Raw genomic sequence first — 17,842 nt, 5'->3', positions numbered from 1 at the left:
CGGCGGCGGTGCGCCGTGGGGACAGGAACTCAGCCGTTTCCGAGTTCCTGGTCGAGCGCGTCGAAGAGTTCGTCGTCGCTCGCCGTACCGAAGTCCCGTGTCTCGTCGACGGAGTCTTCAGCGTGGTGCAGGTCGTTCCACTTCCAGAGCATCGCCTGGAGGCGCGCGGTGATGCTCCCGTACGCCTCGTCGTCGGGCTGGATGCCCGGTCCGAGTTCGGCGAGCGCGGCCTCGATCTGCTCCAGGTCGCCCACGATCCGCGTCGCCGGGTCCGCTTCTTCGGGGACCAGTGCGGTGCGCAGATGCCGGCCGAGCGCGGTGGACGTGGGGAAATCGAAGACGAGGGTGCCGGACAGCCTCAGGCCGGTCGCCTTGCCGAGGCGGTTGCGCAGTTCGACGGCGGTGAGGGAGTCGAAGCCGAGTTCCTTGAAGGCCCGGTCCGCTTCGATACCGGCGGTGTCGCCGTGGCCGAGCACGGCCGCCGCTTGTTCGCGTACCAGCTCGACGAGCAGTTGGACTTGCTGGTCCGCGGTACGGCCGGTGAGCCGATCGGCCCAGTTCGTCTCCGTGGCGGCCGCGCTCGCCGCCGTCCTGCGCGGCGCGGCGCGGCGCGGGGCCTGCGCTCCGACGAGGCCGCGCAGCAGGGGCGGCGTGTCGCCTCCGGCATCGCCCTCGGCGCGGGTCCGCAGTGCGTCGAGGTCGAACTGGACGGGGACGAGGACCGGTTCGTCGGTGTGCAGTGAGGTGTCGAAGACGGACAGGCCCGTGTCGAGCGGCAGGGGGACGACGCCGGAGCGTCCGAGCCGCTGCCGGTCACTGCTTTCGAGGGCGCCCGCCATGCCTCCGGCCTGCTCCCACAGGCCCCATGCGAGGGAGGTGCCGGGCAGTCCCTGGACGCGGCGGAGTGTGGCCAGGGTGTCCAGGAAGGTGTTGGCGGCGGCGTAGTTGGCCTGGCCTGCGGCGCCCATGACGCCTGCGGCGGAGGAGAACAGGACGAATGCCGCGAGGTCGTGTCCGCGGGTGAGTTCGTGCAGGTTCCACGCCGCGTCCACCTTCGGCCGCAGCACCTCCGCCAGCTGGTCGGCCGACAGCGCCGAGACCGTGGCATCGCGTACGACACCCGCCGTGTGCACCACCGCAGTCAGTGGATGCTCCTCCCCCACCGACCCCAGCACACGGGCCAACGCCTCCCGGTCCGCCGCATCACACGCCTCCACCCGAACCCGGGCACCGGCCTCCTCCAACTCCGCCACCAACTCCCTTGCTCCAGCGGCCTCCACACCCCGCCGACTCGTCAGCAGCAGATGCCGCACCCCGTGCTCGACCACCAGATGCCGCGCCACCAACGCACCCAACGACCCCGTACCTCCCGTCACCAGCACCGTCCCGTCCTGGTCGAGGGAGCCCGGCAGGGTCAGGATCAGCTTTCCGGTGTGGCGGGCCTGGCTGAGGAAGCGGAGGGCGTCGGGGGCCCGGCGCACGTCCCACGCCGACACGGGCACGGGGCGTACGGCGCCGGACTCGAAGAGTTCGACCAGGTCGCCGAGCATCTCGCGGATGCGCTCGGGCCCGGCGTCGAGGATGTCGTACGCGCGGTACGTCACCCCGTCGTGCGCGAGCGCCACCTCGTCGGGCGAGCGCTTGTCCGTCTTGCCCATCTCGAGGAAACGGCCGCCGGGGCCCTGGAGTCGCAGCGAGGCGTCCACGTACTCGTTGGCCAGGGAGTTCAGGACGACGTCCATCGTGCCCGTCCCGGAGGCCGAGCCCAGGGAGGTGCGGAACTTCTCCTCGAACTCCAGGTCACGCGAGCTCGCGATGTGCTCGTCGTCCAGGCCCTGTCCGCGCAGCGTGTCCCATTTGGCGGGGCTCGCCGTGCCGTACACGTCCACGCCCCAGTGGCGGGCGAGCTGCACGGCGGCCGTGCCCACGCCGCCGGTCGCGGCGTGCACGAGCAGCGACTCCCCCGCCTTGATCTCGGCGAGGTCCGCCAGACCGTAGTAGGCGGTGAGGAAGACGACGGGCGTCCCGGCGGCCTCGGCGAAGGTCATGGCCCGCGGCATGCGGACGACGAGACGGGCGTCGGTGACCGTGACCGGCCCGGTGCCTTCCAGGAGGATGCCCATGACCCGGTCCCCGGGACGTACCCAGGAGACGTTGGCACCGGTCTCCAGGACCACGCCCGCGCCCTCGCCGGCCACCGCCCGGTGGTCGCCGGGCACCATGCCGAGCGCCGTCAGCACGTCACGGAAGTTGAGGCCGGAGGCGCGCAGCGAGATACGTACTTCGTCGGGACCGAGCTCGCGCAGGGCGTCCTCGTGGGGCCGCAGGGCGAGTTGGTCCAGCGAGCCGGTGCCCTCCAGGGCGAGCCGCCACGGCACGGCGGCCGTGTCCGCTGTCTCGTGGGTGGGTTCTGGGAGGAGTCCGTCCGTCGTCCGCCGGGCCAGACGGGGGACCTTGACCGCTCCCTGGCGCACGGCGAACTGGCCGTCGTCGGCGAGGCCCTCGATGTGGGCGGTCACGGCGGCGAGCAGTGCCGGCGCCGAGTCCTGGTGCGCGTCGACGTCGGCGAGGAGGAAGCGGTCCGGGTTCTCCGTCTGCGCCGACCGCAGCAGCCCCCACAGCGGGGCGTGCACCAGGTCGAGGGCGGCTTCCCCGTACTCGACGCCGACCGCGTCGCGCGTGCAGACGAGGAGCCGTGCGTCCGACAGCCCGGGGGCGTCGAGCGCGATCCACTCCTGGGCCAGCTCGAGCGCCGTGGCCGCCACCTCGTGCACCGACTGCCGTACGTCGTCCGGCAGCCGCTCGGCGCCGAAGGAGGCGACGACCGCCTGCGGTGCCGCTCCGGCGTCCTCCGCGACGGCGGCCCGGAGCTCCGCCGGTCCTGCGTACTGCCTCACCCTCACGCCTGCCTCGGCGAGCGCGGGAGCGATTCCCAGGACGTCCGGGCCCAGGAGGGCCCAGTCGGCGGTCGGCGGAGTGGGGCCGACCGGAACCTGCGCCCGGACCCATTCCGTGACGAACACCGGTTCCTTCGCCTCGGACTCGCCGGCGCCCAGTGCCGCCAACTGGGCCGCGGGTACGGCTCGTGTTGTCAGTGCCGCGATGTGGGCGACGGGGGCGCCGGTGGGGTCGCTCAGGTGGAGACTGACCGTGTCCCCGGACTCGTCCACGGGCGTCAGGCGGACCCGCAGAGCCGTGGCACCGGTCGCAAACAGACCCACACCCGCGAAATTGAACGGCAGCCGCACCTCCTCCACCGCTCCCCCACTCGGCGCCGCCAACGTATGCAACGCGGCATCCAGAAGAGCCGGATGAATTCCGTACCCCGACACCTCACCAACCCCCGGCAACACCACCTCCGCAAACCACTCCCGCCCCTGCCGCCACACCGCGCTCAACCCCTGGAACAGCGGACCGTACTCATAACCACGCCCCGCCAGCCGCTCATACAGACCCGCCAACTCCACCGGCTCAGCCCCCGACGGCGGCCACACACCCTCCACCGCCTCCGGCACACCAACCACCGGACTCAGCACACCCGTCGCATACCGCGTCCAACCCCCCTCACCGGAACGGCCGAACACCCGCACCCCACGCCACCCACGCTCATCAGCCTCACCGACCGACACCTGCACCATCACCGACGACCGCTCCCCCAACACCAACGGAGCCTCGACCGTCAAATCCTCCAACCGGCCACAACCCACATAGTCCCCGGCATGCAACGCCAGCTCCACAAACGCCGTCCCCGGCACCAGCACCGCACCACCCACCACATGATCCGCCAGCCACGGATGCGTGGACAGCGAGATCCGGCCGGTGAGGAGGGTGGTGTCGTCTTCGGGGTGGTGGAGGGCTGCGGTGAGCAGGGGGTGGTCGGTGGTGTCCAGGCCGTGGGCGGTGGCGTCGCCGGTGTGGGTGGTGGCGGTGAGCCAGTAGCTTTCGTGCTGGAAGGCATACGTCGGCAACTCCGCGACGCCGGTCGTGGAAGCGAGCGGCCAGGTGACGGGCAGGCCGTGGCAGTGCGCGGCGGCCAGCGCGAGGCGGAACGCCTGGGCCTGCCCGGTGCGCTGGAGCGGAACGGCCACCGCCTCGTCGGGGAGGAGGGTGGTCAGGACGGCGTCCGGACCGAGTTCGACGAACACCTTCCCGCCCAGCTCACGCGCCTGCTCAACACCGGCAGCGAAACGCACCGTGCCGCGCAGCTGCGCCACCCAGTACGACGGATCGGCCAGCTCCTGCGCCGAGGCGACCCGGCCGGTCACGTTCGACACCACCGGCAGACGCGGAGCATGAGCGGTGACCTGGGCTGCGGCCTGCGCGAACTCCTCCAGCGCCGTATCCATGTGCGCGGAGTGGAAGGCGTGACTGACGTGCAGGGCCTTCGTGCGCCGGCCCAGCGCCTCGAAATGCGCGGCGACTTCGGCGACTTCTTCCGTGTCGCCGGAGACGACCACGGACTGGGCGGCGTTGACCGCTGCCAGCGACACCCCCTCACGCCCCTCCAGAACGGCTGATACTTCCTCCTCGGTGGCGGCGATCATCACCATCGCCCCGCCGGGGCGGGCGGCCTGCATCAGCCTGCCCCGCGCCCCGACCAGCCGGCACGCGTCCTGCAGCGACCACACCCCCGCCACATGGGCGGCGGCCAGTTCACCGATGGAGTGCCCCAGCAGTACGTCCGGGACCAGGCTGTGATGCTCGGCCAGCCGGAACAGGGCGACCTGCAACGCGAACAGGCCCGCCTGCGCATACCGGGTCTGGTTCAGCAGCTCCGCATCCGTGCCGAACACCACGTCCTTCAACGCCACCGGCAGCTCGAAGTGGCCGCACACCTCGTCGAACGCCGCGGCGAACACCGGCTCACCCTCATACAGGTCCCGCCCCATCCCGGGACGCTGCGCACCCTGACCGGTGAACAGGAACACCGTCCTCCCACCGGTCACCGCCCCGCTCACCAGGTGGGGATGCGGCTGCCCCGCTGCCAACGCCTCGACAGCCGACGCGAGTTCTTGCCGATCAGCGCCCACGGCGACGGCGCGCAGGTCGAAGTGGGCGCGCCCGTGCGTGAGGGTATGCGCGACGGCCGCCGTATCCAGATCCTCACCGGCGTCGCGCGCGTAGGCGGCCAGCCGGCTCGCCTGCTCCCGCAGCGCTTCGGGTGTCTTCGCCGACACCGGCCACATCACGAACCCGTCCGCACCCTGCTCGGGCTCCTGGGCGGAGGATTCGTCGGCGGGTGCCTGTTCCAGGATCACGTGGGCGTTGGTGCCGCTGATCCCGAACGAGGACACTCCCGCCCGCCGCGGGCGACCCGATTCCGGCCACTGCCTCGCCTCGTCCAGCAGCCGCACCCGCCCGGACTCCCAGTCCACATGCGGGGTCGGCTCATCCACGTGCAGGGTCCGGGGCAGCACCCCGTGCCGCATCGCCAGCACCATCTTGATCACACCCGCCACACCCGCGGCGGCCTGCGCATGCCCGATGTTGGACTTGACGGACCCCAGCCAGAGCGGCTCCGCGTCCTCGGCGCGGCCTTGGCCGTACGTGGCGAGCAGCGCCTGCGCCTCGATCGGGTCACCCAGCGTGGTACCCGTACCGTGTGCCTCCACCGCGTCGACCTCGGCGGGAGCCAGCCCCGCAGCCGACAGGGCCTGCCGGATCACCCGCTCCTGCGACGGACCGTTCGGCGCCGTCAGACCATTGCTCGCACCGTCCTGGTTCACCGCCGAACCCCGGACCACCGCCAGCACCCGATGCCCGTTGCGCCGGGCGTCGGACAACCGCTCCAGGACCAGGACACCCACACCCTCGCCCCACACCGTGCCGTCGGCACCGTCGGCAAATGCCTTCACCCGGCCGTCGACGGCCAGGCCCCGCTGGCGGCTGAACTCCACAAAGGTCGTCGGTGCGGCCATGACGGTGACGCCTCCGGCCAGGGCGAGCCGGCACTCCCCGCCCCGCAGCGCCTGGGCGGCCAGGTGCAGGGTGACCAGCGAGGAGGAGCACGCCGTGTCCACCGTCACCGCCGGACCCTCCAGACCGAACACGTACGACAGGCGACCAGACAGGACGCTGCCCGCGCTGCCCGTGCCGAGGTAGCCCTCCAGGTCCTCGGGTGCCTTGCCGACGCGGATGCCGTAGTCGTCGTACATGACACCGGCGAAGACACCCGTGTCGCTGCCGCGGACCGAGGCGGGGTCGATGCCCGCGTGCTCGAACGCCTCCCACGCCGCCTCCAGCAGCAGCCGCTGCTGCGGATCCGTCGCCAGCGCCTCACGCGGACTGATCCCGAAGAACCCGGCGTCAAAGCCGTCCGCACCATGCAGGAACCCGCCCCGCGACACGTACGACGTCCCCGGATGATCCGGATCCGGATCGAACAGCCCACCCAGATCCCAGCCCCGGTTCACCGGGAACTCCGACACCGCGTCCCCGCCCTCGGACACCAGCCGCCACAACCCCTCCGGCGAGGACACCCCACCCGGCAGCCGGCAGCTCATCCCCACGATCACCACCGGATCCGCCGCCACATCCACACCCGCACGGGGCACCACAGCCCCAACCGACGACACACCGTCGCCTACGAGTTCCGCGGCCAGGTGGGTGGCGAGGGCTTCGGGGGTCGGGTGGTCGAAGACGAGGGTCGCCGACAGGCGCAGGCCGGTCGCGGAGTTCATACGGTTGCGCAGTTCTACGGACATCAGGGAGTCGAAACCCAGGTCCTTGAAAGCTCGTGCAGGGTCCACTAGATCGGTGGAGGCGTGACCGAGTACGGAGGCCACCGCCTCCTGGACCACGTCGAGCACGGCGCGTCGCCGTTCGTCCGTGGTGAGTCGCGCGAGGGCCGTCACGTCAATGCCGACCACGGAGCCAGAGGTCTCGGTGCGGTGGCCGGACACCACGGCCCTGCGGGTGCTGCCACCGCGGATCAGCCCGCGCAGTACCGGGGCCAGCAGTCCGGCCTCGGCCTGCCGGTGCAGTGCGGCCTCGACGACGCGAGCGGCGACGACGGCGGATTCGCCACCGGTGACGGCGGTGTCGAGGAGTGCGAGTCCCTCCTGAGCGTCGAGGGGAGCGAATCCGCTACGGGCGATGCGGTCGCGGTCGGCCTGTCCCAGCGCCGCGCCCATGCCACCGTCCTGACCCGACTGATCCCACAACCCCCACGCCACCGACGTACCCACCAACCCCTGCGCACCCCGCCACCGCGCCAGCACATCCAAAAACGCGTTCGCCGCCGCGTAGTTCGCCTGTCCCGGACTGCCCACCACACCGGCCACCGACGAGAACAACACGAACGCCGCGAGGTCGTGCCCACGGGTGAGTTCGTGCAGGTTCCACGCCGCGTCCACCTTCGGCCGCAACACCTCCGCCAACTGGTCGGCCGACAGCGCCGAAACCGTGGCATCACGTACGACACCCGCCGTGTGCACCACCGCAGTCAGCGGATGCTCCTCCCCCACCGACCCCAGCACACCAGCCAACGCCTCACGGTCCGCCGCATCACACGCCTCCACCCGAACCCGGGCACCGGCCTCCTCCAACTCCGCCACCAACTCCCGCGCCCCAGCAGCCTCCACACCCCGCCGACTCGTCAACAACAGGTGCCGCACCCCGTGCCCGACCACCAGATGCCGCGCCACCAACGCACCCAACGACCCCGTACCACCCGTCACCAACACCGTCCCGTCGCCCACGTCGGCGAAGCCGGACGCTGTCGCGGAGGGGTGCTCCGGGAGGCGAGTGAGACGCGGCACGTAGGCCCGACCGTGGCGGAGTGCCGACTGGGGTTCTCCGCCGGCGAGGACCGCGGGGAGCAGAGCCAGGGACGCCTGATCGTCGTCGCAGTCGACCAGTACGATCCGTCCGGGCTGCTCTGACTGCACACTGCGCAGCAGCCCCCATGCGGCTGATGCGGCCAAGTCGGTGGGTACCACGTCGCCTGTCACGAGGTCGGCTCCGCGGGTCACGACCAGCAGACGCGCCGCCTCCAGCCGGGGGTCGTCGAGCCACTCCTGCACCTGCGCGAGCAGTCCAGCCGTCCGGGTGTGCACCGTCTCGGGCAACGAAGCACCGTCGTGCGTCCACAGCAGCGGCAGGACCGCGGCATCGACGCCCGCCTCCGCGAGAGCGGCGACGTCGGGGTACTCGGTGAGCTCCGTGAGGTCCGCGTTCCCCTCCATCAGCTCGGACGCCGCGAGGGACGGCGCGGCGAGCACACCCCACTTCTCTCCGGCCGGTATGCCGCCCGGCGCGAGCGTGGTGGACGTCCAGTCGAGGCGGGTCAGGCCGGGACCACGCCCGCGTGCGGAGGCGAGACTCTTCGGCGCCTCCCGCAGGACGAGCGAGTCGGCCGTCAGGACGGGCGCGCCCGAGGGGTCCACGGCTCGGCACCGGAAGGCTCCGGCAGCGCTGTCCGCCGGCGTCCAGTGGACGCGCAGTGAGTCGGCGCCCGTGGCGTGGAGACGGACGCCCGTGAGAACGAACGGGAGCATCGGTCCTTCCGTCGCCGTGTCCCGCGTCGTGGCCAGGGGGTGCAGCGCGGCGTCGAGAAGGGCCGGGTGAATGCCGTAGCCCGAGACCTCTGTGCCGGACGGCAGGTCGATCTCCGCGTACAGGTCGTCTCCGTCCTGCCAGAGAGCCGTCATCCCCTGGAAGACCGGGCCGTACTCGGTGCCGAGGTCTGCGACGCGCGCGTAGAAGTCGCCGAGGTCGACGGCCCGCGCGCCCGCGGGCGGCCAGTTCCCCCGCACGACGGTGTCTTCGCGGCCGATGTCTCCTCCGGTGACGAGGGTGCCGGTGGCGTGCCGGATCCACGTGCCGGACGGGGACTGCGCGGAGAGCCGGAAGGTGTGACGTCCGGCCGCCTCCGCGGTCTCGACGACCAGCTGAAGGCTGACGTGGTCCTCCTCTTCGAGTACGAGGGGGGCTTCGATCGTCAGCTCTTCCAGGTGGTCGCAGCCGACGTAGTCGCCGGCATGCAGCGCCAGCTCCACAAACGCCGTGCCCGGCACCAGCACCGCACCACCCACCACATGATCCGCCAGCCACGGATGCGTGGACAGCGAGATCCGGCCGGTGAACACGGTCAACCCGTCCTCGGCCAACGCCACCGCCGCACCCAGCAGACCATGACCCGCCGAAGCCTGCCCCAGACTCTCCACATCACCGGCACCCGACGCCGCATGCAACCAGAACCGCTCATGCTGGAAGGGGTAGGTCGGCAACTCCGCGACGCCGGTCGTGGAAGCGAGCGGCCAGGTGACGGGCAGGCCGTGGCAGTGCGCGGTGGCCAGCGCGAGGTGGAAAGCGTGGGCCTGTCCGGTGCGCTGGAGGGGGAGGGCCACCGTGTCGTCGGGGAGGAGGGTGGTCAGGACGGCGTCCGGGCCGAGTTCGACGAACACCTTCCCGCCCAGCTCCCGGGCCTGCTCGAGTCCGGCGGCGAAACGGACCGTGCCGCGCAGCTGTGCCACCCAGTACGAGGGATCGGCCAGCTCCTGCGCCGAGGCGACCCGGCCGGTCACGTTCGAGACCACCGGCAGACGCGGAGCATGAGCGCTCACCTGCGCTGCGGCCTGCGCGAACTCCTCCAGCGCCGTATCCATGTGCGCGGAGTGGAAGGCGTGACTGACGTGCAGGGCCTTCGTGCGCCGGCCCAGCGCCTCGAAATGCGCGGCAACTTCGGCGACTTCTTCCGTGTCGCCGGAGACGACCACGGACTGGGCGGCGTTGACCGCCGCCAGCGACACCCCCTCACGCCCCTCCAGAACCGCCACTGCTTCCTCCTCGGAGGCGGCGATCATCACCATCGCCCCGCCCGGGCGGGCGGCCTGCATCAGCCTGCCCCGCGCCCCGACCAGCCGGCACGCGTCCTCCAGCGACCACACCCCCGCCACAAACGCGGCGGCCAGCTCACCGATGGAATGCCCCAGCAGCACGTCCGGGACCAGGCCGTGATGCTCGGCCAGCCGGAACAGGGCCACCTGCAACGCGAACAGGCCCGCCTGCGCATACCGGGTCTGGTTCAGCAGCTCCGCATCCGTGCCGAACACCACGTCCTTCAACGCCACCGGCAGCTCGAAGTGGCCGCACACCTCGTCGAACGCCGCGGCGAACACCGGCTCGCCCTCATACAGCTCCCGCCCCATCCCGGGACGCTGCGCACCCTGACCGGTGAACAGGAACACCGTCCTGCCTCCGGTCACCGCCCCGCTCACCAGGGACGGGTGGGCCTCACCCGCGGCCAGTGCCTCCACCCCCGCGATCAGATCCGCCCGCATCTCACCCAGCACCGCAGCCCGCAGGTCGAAACGGGCCCGCCCGTGCGTGAGAGTGTGTGCGACGGCCGCCGCGTCCAGATCCTCACCGGCGTCGCGTGCGTACGCGGCCAGCCGGGCCGCCTGCTCCCGCAGCGCTTCGGGTGTCTTCGCCGACACCGGCCACATCACGAGCCCGTCCGCGTCCTGATCGGGCTCCTGGGCGGAGGATTCGTCGGCGGGGGCCTGTTCCAGGATCACGTGGGCGTTGGTGCCGCTGATCCCGAACGAGGAGACACCGGCCCGGCGGGGACGGTCGGTCTGCGGCCACTGCCTCGCCTCGTCCAGCAGCCGCACCCGCCCGGACTCCCAGTCCACATGCGGCGTCGGCTCATCCACATGCAACGTCCGGGGCAGCACCCCGTGCCGCATCGCCTCAACCATCTTGATCACACCCGCCACACCCGCGGCGGCCTGCGCATGCCCGATGTTCGACTTCACCGAGCCCAGCCACAACGGCTCCGCGTCCACACCCCGGTCCCGCCCATAGGTCGCCAGCAGCGCCTGCGCCTCGATCGGGTCACCCAACCGCGTGCCCGTACCGTGCGCCTCCACCACGTCCACCTCGGCCGCGGTCAGCCCCGCGGCCGACAGAGCCTGCCGGATCACCCGCTCCTGCGACGGACCATTCGGCGCGGTGAGCTGGCTGCTGGTGCCGTCCTGGTTCACCGCGGAACCCCGCACCACCGCCAGCACCCGATGCCCGTTGCGCCGGGCGTCGGACAGCCGCTCCAGGACCAGGACACCCACACCCTCGCCGAGCCCCGTGCCGTCGGCGGCGCCCGCGAAGGCCTTCACGCGGCCGTCGGGGGCGAGTCCCCGCTGACGGCTGAAGTCCTGGAGTGTGCTGGGCGTCGCCATGACGGTGACGCCGCCGGCCAGCGCGAGCCGGCACTCCCCGTTACGCAGTGCCTGGGCGGCCAGGTGCAGGGCGACGAGCGACGACGAGCACGCCGTGTCCACCGTCACCGCCGGACCCTCAAGACCGAAGACGTACGAGACACGACCGGATGCCACACTCCCCGCGCTGCCGTTGACGACGTATCCGGCGAGTCCGTCGGGCAGTTCCGCGGAGTGCAGGCGGACGCCGTAGTCGTCGTACATGACACCGGCGAAGACACCCGTGTCGCTGCCGCGGACCGAGGCGGGGTCGATGCCCGCGTGCTCGAACGCCTCCCACGCCGCCTCCAGCAGCAGCCGCTGCTGCGGATCCGTCGCCAGCGCCTCACGCGGACTGATCCCGAAGAACCCCGCGTCGAAGGCGTCGGCCTCCTGGAGGAAGCCGCCGCTGCGGGCGTAGCAGGTGCCGGAGCTGTCGGGGTCGGGGTCGTACAGGCCGGTGAGGTTCCAGCCGCGGTCGGCCGGGAAGGGCGAGATGGCGTCCGTCTCGTCGGTCAGCAGCTCCCACAGGCCCTCGGGCGAGGTCACTCCGCCCGGCAGCCGGCAGCTCATCCCCACGATCGCGATCGGCTCCTTGGCGCGGGCCTCGCTCGTGCGCAGGCGCTCCCGCGTCTCGTGCAGCTCAGTGGTGACGCGCTTGAGATAGTCGCGGAGCTTCGCTTCGTTCGTGTTCGCCATCTGCAGCCATTCCCTCGGGCGGTCGTGGGGGGGCGGTCGTGGGCCAGGAACTCGGGAGTGTCAGGAACGGGACGCCGTGGCGGCGCGGCCCCGCGGCATTGGCAACATCGCTGAATCGGCTAAGGGACCCCTTGGTGGGCTCTAAAGCCCGGTGGGCGGCTCCGCGGGTTCTTAGGTCGGCTTAAGACCGGGTCCGGACGATGGGCCGGGCAGCGCCCCCCGCTGCCGTGGCCCCTGTGTGTCACCGCACCTGTGTGTCAGAGCGCCTGTGTGTCACCACACCCGCGTGTCACCGCACCTGTGTGCCACCGCCCTTGCAAGTCATCACCACTGTGGGAGAGGACCGGATGGACGGCTCGGAGACTCGGATTCTTTCGGTCGGTACGGCCCTGCCCGGACCGCTCCTCGACAACGCCGCGTTGGCCCGGCGGTTCGGTATGGACGAGATCTGGGAGCAATGGATCGAGGCCTTCATCGGCGCGAGCACCCGGCATCTCGCCGTCGACCTGGAGAGTGGGGAGGTGGTCTCCTCGCTGACGGAACTGGGTGAGACCGCCGCGCGGCGGGCGTTGGAGAACGCCGGTCTGGAGCCGGGTGACGTCGACGTGATGGTGCTCGGGACCGCGATGCCGGACCAGTTGATGCCGACGACGGTGAACATGATCGCCGACCGGCTCGGGATCAACGAGGTGCCGACGTACCAGCTCCAGTCGGGCTGCACGGGCGCGGTCCAGGCGATGGATCTGGGCCGGCAGATGCTCCTCACCCCTGGTCGGCGGCATGCGCTGGTGATCGGTGGCGAGGTCTGTGCGAAGCACTACGACCTGTCCGTCGACGTCAAGAAGCTGGCGCCGGACGAGTTGGTGAACCTGCTGCTGTTCGGGGACGCGGCCGGTGCCGCGGTGCTGACCACGGACGAGGCGCCGCAGAGCCTGGTGATCCGCGGGCTGATGAACCGGCTGACGGGCCTGGGGCGTCCGCCGGGCCAGACGGTGGACTGGTTCGGGCTGATCGACCGGGATTCGGCCCGGCAGGCGGTGAGCGAGGACTACAAGGCCATCGAGGAGTCCGTGCCGGTGATGTCGGCGGAGATCCTGCGGGAGCTGCTCGACGACCTGGGCTGGACGGAGACCGATGTCGACTACCTGCTGCCGCCGCAGCTGTCGGTGAAGATGACCGGCCGCATCGTCGAGGAGCTGAACGTGCCGGGCGCGGAGGAGGTCAGCTGCGTGTCGGAGATCTCCAACACCGGTAACGCGCTGCCCTTCTTCCAGCTGGAACAGCTCATCCCGCAGATGGCCGAGGGCGACCGCGCCATCGGCATCGCGGTGGAGTCCAGCAAGTGGATCAAGGCCGGTTACGCCCTGGAGAAGGTCTGAGAGGTCGGCTCCCATGACTACAACAGCCATCCCCGAAAGTACGGACGCCTTCGCGGAGTTGCAGAAGCTGGGCGACGCCGACCGGCTCGTCGACGAGCTTCCGCGGGCTCTCGCCCTGGTGGGCTCGGTGAGCGAGGACGAACTGCCGCGGGCCGGGCGACTGCTCGCCGGTCTCGACGAGGACCGGGTGCGGCGGGTCCACCCCGGGCTGCCGACCGTGCGGATCGCGGTCACCGGGCACAGCACGCTCAACGCGCTGCTGCCCGCGTTGGTCGCGCAGTGTGCGCGGCACGGGTTGTGGACCCGGCCGCAGCTGTCCGACTTCGACGGTTACGTCTTCGACCTGACGGATCCGTCGAGCGAGCTGTACGCCCGCGATCCGGATCTCGCGCTGTGTGTGCTGGACGCCCGGGTGGTGCTGGACAAGCTGCCGAGCCCGTGGAGCGTGCAGGATCTGGCCGATGTCCTGGACGCGGAACTGGGTCTGCTGGAGGGGTTGGTGGCGCGGTTCGGTGCCACGGCGCGCGGCACGCTCGTGCTCAACACGCTGCCCCTGCCGCACGCGCTCACCGCCCAGTTGGTCGATCTGCGGTCACGGGCCCGGGCCGGCGCGCTGTGGCGGGAGGCCAACGCGCGGCTGCTGCGGCTGGTGGAGGAACACCCGCGGCTCGTCGTGCTGGATCTGGAGGCCGTGAACGACGCGGTGCGGGACCGGCCGACGGTCGCGGACACCCGGCTGAGCCTGTACGCGAAGGCGCATCTGTCACCCGAGACGCTGGGCTCGTACGCGCGTGAGGCCGGCCATCTGGCCCGCATGATCACGGGTCGGCTGCGCAAGTGCCTGGTCCTGGACCTGGACAACACGGTGTGGGGCGGCGTGCTCGGTGACGACGGGCCGGAGGGCATCGAGGTCGCCGACACCTACCGCGGTGAGGCGTTCCGCGCGTTCCAGCGGGTGGCGCGGCAGATCGCGTCGCAGGGCGTGCTGCTGGCGGCGGTGAGCAAGAACGACCTGGAGCCGGTGCGGGAGGTGCTGCGCGGGCATCCGGGGATGACACTGCGCGAGGAGGACTTCGTCCGGGTCGTCGCCAACTGGCGTCCCAAGCACGAGAACCTGCGCGAGCTCGCGGCCGATCTCAACATCGGCGTCGACAGTTTCGTCTTCGTGGACGACAGCCCCTACGAGCGCGGTCTGGTGCGCCGGGAGCTGCCCGAGGTCGCCGTCGTCGATGTCGACGAGGAGCCGGCGCTGCACGGTGAACGGCTGTTGCGGGACGGCTGGTTCACCGTGCGGGAGCTGACCGGTGAGGACCTGAGGCGTCCGGAGCGGTATCGGGACGAGCTGGTGCGCCGGGACTTCCTCAACGACTTCGACTCCCTCGACGACTATCTGCGGGAGCTCGGGGTGACGGTGCGGCTGGCCGCGGTCGGGGAACGGGATGTGGCGCGGATCTCGCAGATCACGTTGCGCACCAACCAGTTCAACATGACGGGCCGTCGGCTCCAGCCGGAGGACGTGCGTGCGTGGTGCGCGGACCCGGCGCGGCTGCCGTTGGCCGTGCAGGCCGCGGACCGGTTCGGCGACAACGGCGTCGTGGGCGCGGTGTTCCTGCGTTTCGAGGGCCGCACCGCGGTACTGGACAACTTCCTGCTCAGCTGCCGGGTGTTCTCGCGCGGGATCGAGCAGACCTGTCTGTCGGCGGTGCTGCGGTACGCCAAGGACCGCGGTGCGCGGGAGGTGACCGGGAGTTACGTGCCTACGGCGAAGAACGGCAAGGTGGCGGACTTCTACGAGCGGGCGGGCTTCGCAGCGCTCGACACCGGCCCGCACGGGGCGACGTTCCGCCACGACCTCGGCGTGATCGCCGATCCGCCGGAGCATGTGGCGCTCGTCGAGGACTTCGGCGAGCACAGTCCGAGCGACGAGGGAGACAACTGATGCGCAGTGTGGACGAGTTCGTGTCACTGGTCAGCGTCGAGCTGGGCATTCCGGTGACGCGGGAGACCGTCGGAGTCCCGTTCGACGCGCTGCCGAAGTGGGACTCGGTGCATCTGCTGTCCCTGCTGGTGCTGATCGAGCGGGAGACGCAGCGGCGGATCGCCGTCCCGGACGCCCTGGAGTCGACGAGTCTGCTGGATCTGTACGAACTGGCGGTCACCCCGTGATCCCCCCGGTCCTGACGCCGCCGGGTGCCGACACCGCCGTTCCGCCCGCTCCGGTCTCCGGAGCCACCGCGACGGTGGAACCGAGTCCCTGGCTGACGGTGCGGCCCGGGGCGGAGGCCGGGCTGAGACTGTTCTGCCTGCATCACGCGGGCGGCGCCGCGTCCTGGTTCCGGGACTGGCAGGCACGGCTGGGGCCTGAGGTGCAGGTCCTGCCGGTGCAGTTGCCGGGCCGGGAGCGGCGGGTGCAGGAGCCCCGGGTGCGGGACATGGACGTGCTCGTGCGCGAGCTGGACCGGGAGCTGGACCCGTATCTGTCGCAGCCCGAGGTGCCGTACGCCCTGTACGGGCACAGCATGGGTGCCCTGGTCGCCTACCGGCTGGCGCGCCACCGGGCCGCCGAGGGCCGCTCGATGCCGGTGGTACTGCTGGCGGGCGCTCATCCGGCGCCGCAGCGGCCGCAGCGGCTGCGGGAGGTGCCGGAGGTGTCCGAGGGCGAGCTGGTGGAGTGGCTGGTGGGCATCGGCGGGCTGTCCCGGCAGCTGCTGCACCACTCCGAGTGGCTGCGGTGGGCGTTGTCGCTGGTCCGGGACGATCTGGCGCTGTGTGCGAGCCATGATCCCGGGGACGTGGACCGGCTGCCGCTCCCGCTGCACGTGTTCACCGGCCATGACGATCCTCTGGTCACCGCCGGGGACGCGGAGGCCTGGGCCGAGCTGACGTCGGTCTCCTGCGACGTGCACCGGCTGCCGGGTGGGCACTTCTTCCCTCGCGACGCCGGCGTGGACGACTTCTTCGACCGTCTGTCGGGCGTCCTGTCCCACGGGACGCCCTTCGATCACCGTTCTCTTTCCGGAAGGACCTCTCCATGAATGCGAAGACGCCGATCGTCCCGGACCCGCCGGTCGCGCCGGACCGTACGGTGGTGATCGCCGGCGGGGGCCCGACCGGCATGATGCTCGCGCACGAGCTGGGGCTCGCCGGTGTGCCGGCGATCGTCCTGGAGCGCGAGGAGGTGATCGGCGACCACTCCCACAATCTCGGTGTGCATCCGCGGGCCGTCGAGGCCTTCGCACAGCGCGGCCTGCTGTCGGAGTTCGGCGACGACTTCGAGTCGTGGCCGAGGCTGCACTTCTCGATGCTGTGGCTGGACGTGCCCCGCTCCGGTGACGACTTCACCGTGATCATCGAGCAGCGCCTGCAGCAGGAGGTCCTGACCCGGCGTGCGGCCGAGCTGGGTGTGGAGGTGCGGCGCGGTCACGAGGTCGTGGGCGTGGAGCAGCGCTCGGACGGCGTCACGGTGACCGTGCGCTCGGGCGGCGAGGGCGGCGACGTCTACACGATCGAGTGCCGTTATCTGGTGGGCGCGGACGGCCCGCTCAGCACGACGCGGGAGGTCGCCGGGTTCGACTACGAGGAGAGCCCGCTGTCGTACTACGGCATCTTCGGTGACGTGAAGCTGCCGGAAGGTGCCGAGGCGGGCTTCGTCACGGACGTCAACTCCCGTGGGATCTTCTGCATCTGGCCGTTCCAGGAGAACGTCATCCGGGTCATGTCGATCGAGTTCGACGCCCGGCCCGACGATCCCTCGACGCCGGTGACACTGGAGGAGCTGACGAGCAGCATCCGCCGTGTCACCGGCGAGGAGATGAAGTTCCACGAGCTGCGCTGGGCCCACCGGTACGGCGGTACGACCCTGCACGCGCGCGACTACCGCAAGGGCAACGTCTTCCTGGCCGGGGACGCCGCGCACCGGCATTTCGTGCACGCCAACCACGGCCACAACACCGGGATCCACGACGCCGTGAACCTGGGCTGGAAGCTCGGTGCCGACCTCAACGGGTGGGCTCCGCGGGAGCTGCTCGACAGCTACAGCGCCGAGCGGCACCCGGTGGGCGAGCGGGCGTGCGGGCACGGTCAGGCGCAGTTGGAGATCATGCAGAGCATGGAACGGTCGCCGGGACTGCGCCGGCTGGTCGGTGAGCTGATCGAACTGGACGACGCGAACCGGCACTTCGTCACCCGGGTGACGAACGTGCGGTACCCGCTGTGGGACGCGGACGCGGCCGACGCGGCCCACCCGCTGCTGGGTGGCCGGGTCCCCGGCGCCCTTCTGGAGGCGGGCGGGCAGGACACGCACCCGCTGCACGCGGCGCGCGGCGTCCTGTTCGACCTGACGCCGGGCGGCGATGCCCCGGCCGCCGCGATCGCCGCGGACTGGAGCGAGCGGGTGTCCGTCGTCCCGGCCGGGCCGGTGGAGGGCGTCGACGCCACGGCCCTGCTGGTGCGCCCCGACGGATTCGTGGCCTGGGTCGGCGTCGACGACGTGCTCGACGGGTTGCCCGAGGCGCTGACCAAGTGGTTCGGGCTGCCCGGCTGAGCGGCGGCACCCGCCGGCCGGCG

6 protein-coding genes are annotated in these 17,842 nt (G+C 71.4%); 5 read left to right on the top strand and 1 reads right to left on the bottom strand.

Features of this window, described 5'->3' with window-relative positions:
- Positions 1-29: 29 nt before the first annotated feature.
- Positions 30-11,897: an SDR family NAD(P)-dependent oxidoreductase gene (locus ACGH52_RS31865; RefSeq protein ID WP_399944363.1), complete on the bottom strand. Its 11,868-nt coding sequence runs from the start codon at positions 11,895-11,897 to the stop codon at positions 30-32.
- A gap of 347 nt (positions 11,898-12,244) precedes the next feature.
- Between ACGH52_RS31865 and ACGH52_RS31860 the strand changes: the two genes are divergently transcribed.
- Genes ACGH52_RS31860 through ACGH52_RS31840 form a run of 5 tightly spaced genes read left to right on the top strand, consistent with a single transcriptional unit; the run spans position 12,245 to position 17,819 of the window.
- On the top strand, positions 12,245-13,276 hold the full coding sequence (locus ACGH52_RS31860) for a 3-oxoacyl-ACP synthase III family protein (protein WP_210978221.1): 1,032 nt from the start codon (positions 12,245-12,247) through the stop codon (positions 13,274-13,276).
- 13 nt (positions 13,277-13,289) lie between these two features.
- On the top strand, positions 13,290-15,215 hold the full coding sequence (locus ACGH52_RS31855) for an HAD-IIIC family phosphatase (RefSeq protein WP_399944360.1): 1,926 nt from the start codon (positions 13,290-13,292) through the stop codon (positions 15,213-15,215).
- Complete coding sequence (locus tag ACGH52_RS31850) at positions 15,215-15,442, top strand: hypothetical protein (protein ID WP_059303111.1); 228 nt, start codon at positions 15,215-15,217, stop codon at positions 15,440-15,442. Before ACGH52_RS31855 ends, ACGH52_RS31850 begins: the two co-directional genes overlap by 1 nt.
- Positions 15,439-16,311: a thioesterase II family protein gene (locus tag ACGH52_RS31845; RefSeq protein ID WP_399944357.1), complete on the top strand. Its 873-nt coding sequence runs from the start codon at positions 15,439-15,441 to the stop codon at positions 16,309-16,311. The genes ACGH52_RS31850 and ACGH52_RS31845 overlap by 4 nt, the downstream gene beginning before the upstream one ends.
- The gene (locus ACGH52_RS31840) at positions 16,308-17,819 is read left to right on the top strand and encodes an FAD-dependent monooxygenase (protein ID WP_399944354.1); all 1,512 of its coding nucleotides are present in this window, start codon (positions 16,308-16,310) and stop codon (positions 17,817-17,819) included. The genes ACGH52_RS31845 and ACGH52_RS31840 overlap by 4 nt, the downstream gene beginning before the upstream one ends.
- Positions 17,820-17,842: the final 23 nt, after the last annotated feature.

The sequence above is a fragment of the Streptomyces sp. BBFR25 genome, from assembly GCF_044590125.1.
Lineage (GTDB): Bacteria > Actinomycetota > Actinomycetes > Streptomycetales > Streptomycetaceae > Streptomyces > Streptomyces canus_D.
Note: the sequence above shows the minus strand (reverse complement) of the source record. Positions and strands in the feature narration are given on the sequence as shown.

What these genes read in the sequence shown, in the direction of transcription:
- ACGH52_RS31865 (WP_399944363.1), bottom strand. Translation starts at nt 11,897, where the DNA reads ATGGCGAACACGAACGAAGCGAAGCTCCGCGACTATCTCAAGCGCGTC.
- ACGH52_RS31850 (WP_059303111.1), top strand. Translation starts at nt 15,215, where the DNA reads ATGCGCAGTGTGGACGAGTTCGTGTCACTGGTCAGCGTCGAGCTGGGC.
- ACGH52_RS31855 (WP_399944360.1), top strand. Translation starts at nt 13,290, where the DNA reads ATGACTACAACAGCCATCCCCGAAAGTACGGACGCCTTCGCGGAGTTG.
- ACGH52_RS31840 (WP_399944354.1), top strand. Translation starts at nt 16,308, where the DNA reads ATGAATGCGAAGACGCCGATCGTCCCGGACCCGCCGGTCGCGCCGGAC.
- ACGH52_RS31860 (WP_210978221.1), top strand. Translation starts at nt 12,245, where the DNA reads ATGGACGGCTCGGAGACTCGGATTCTTTCGGTCGGTACGGCCCTGCCC.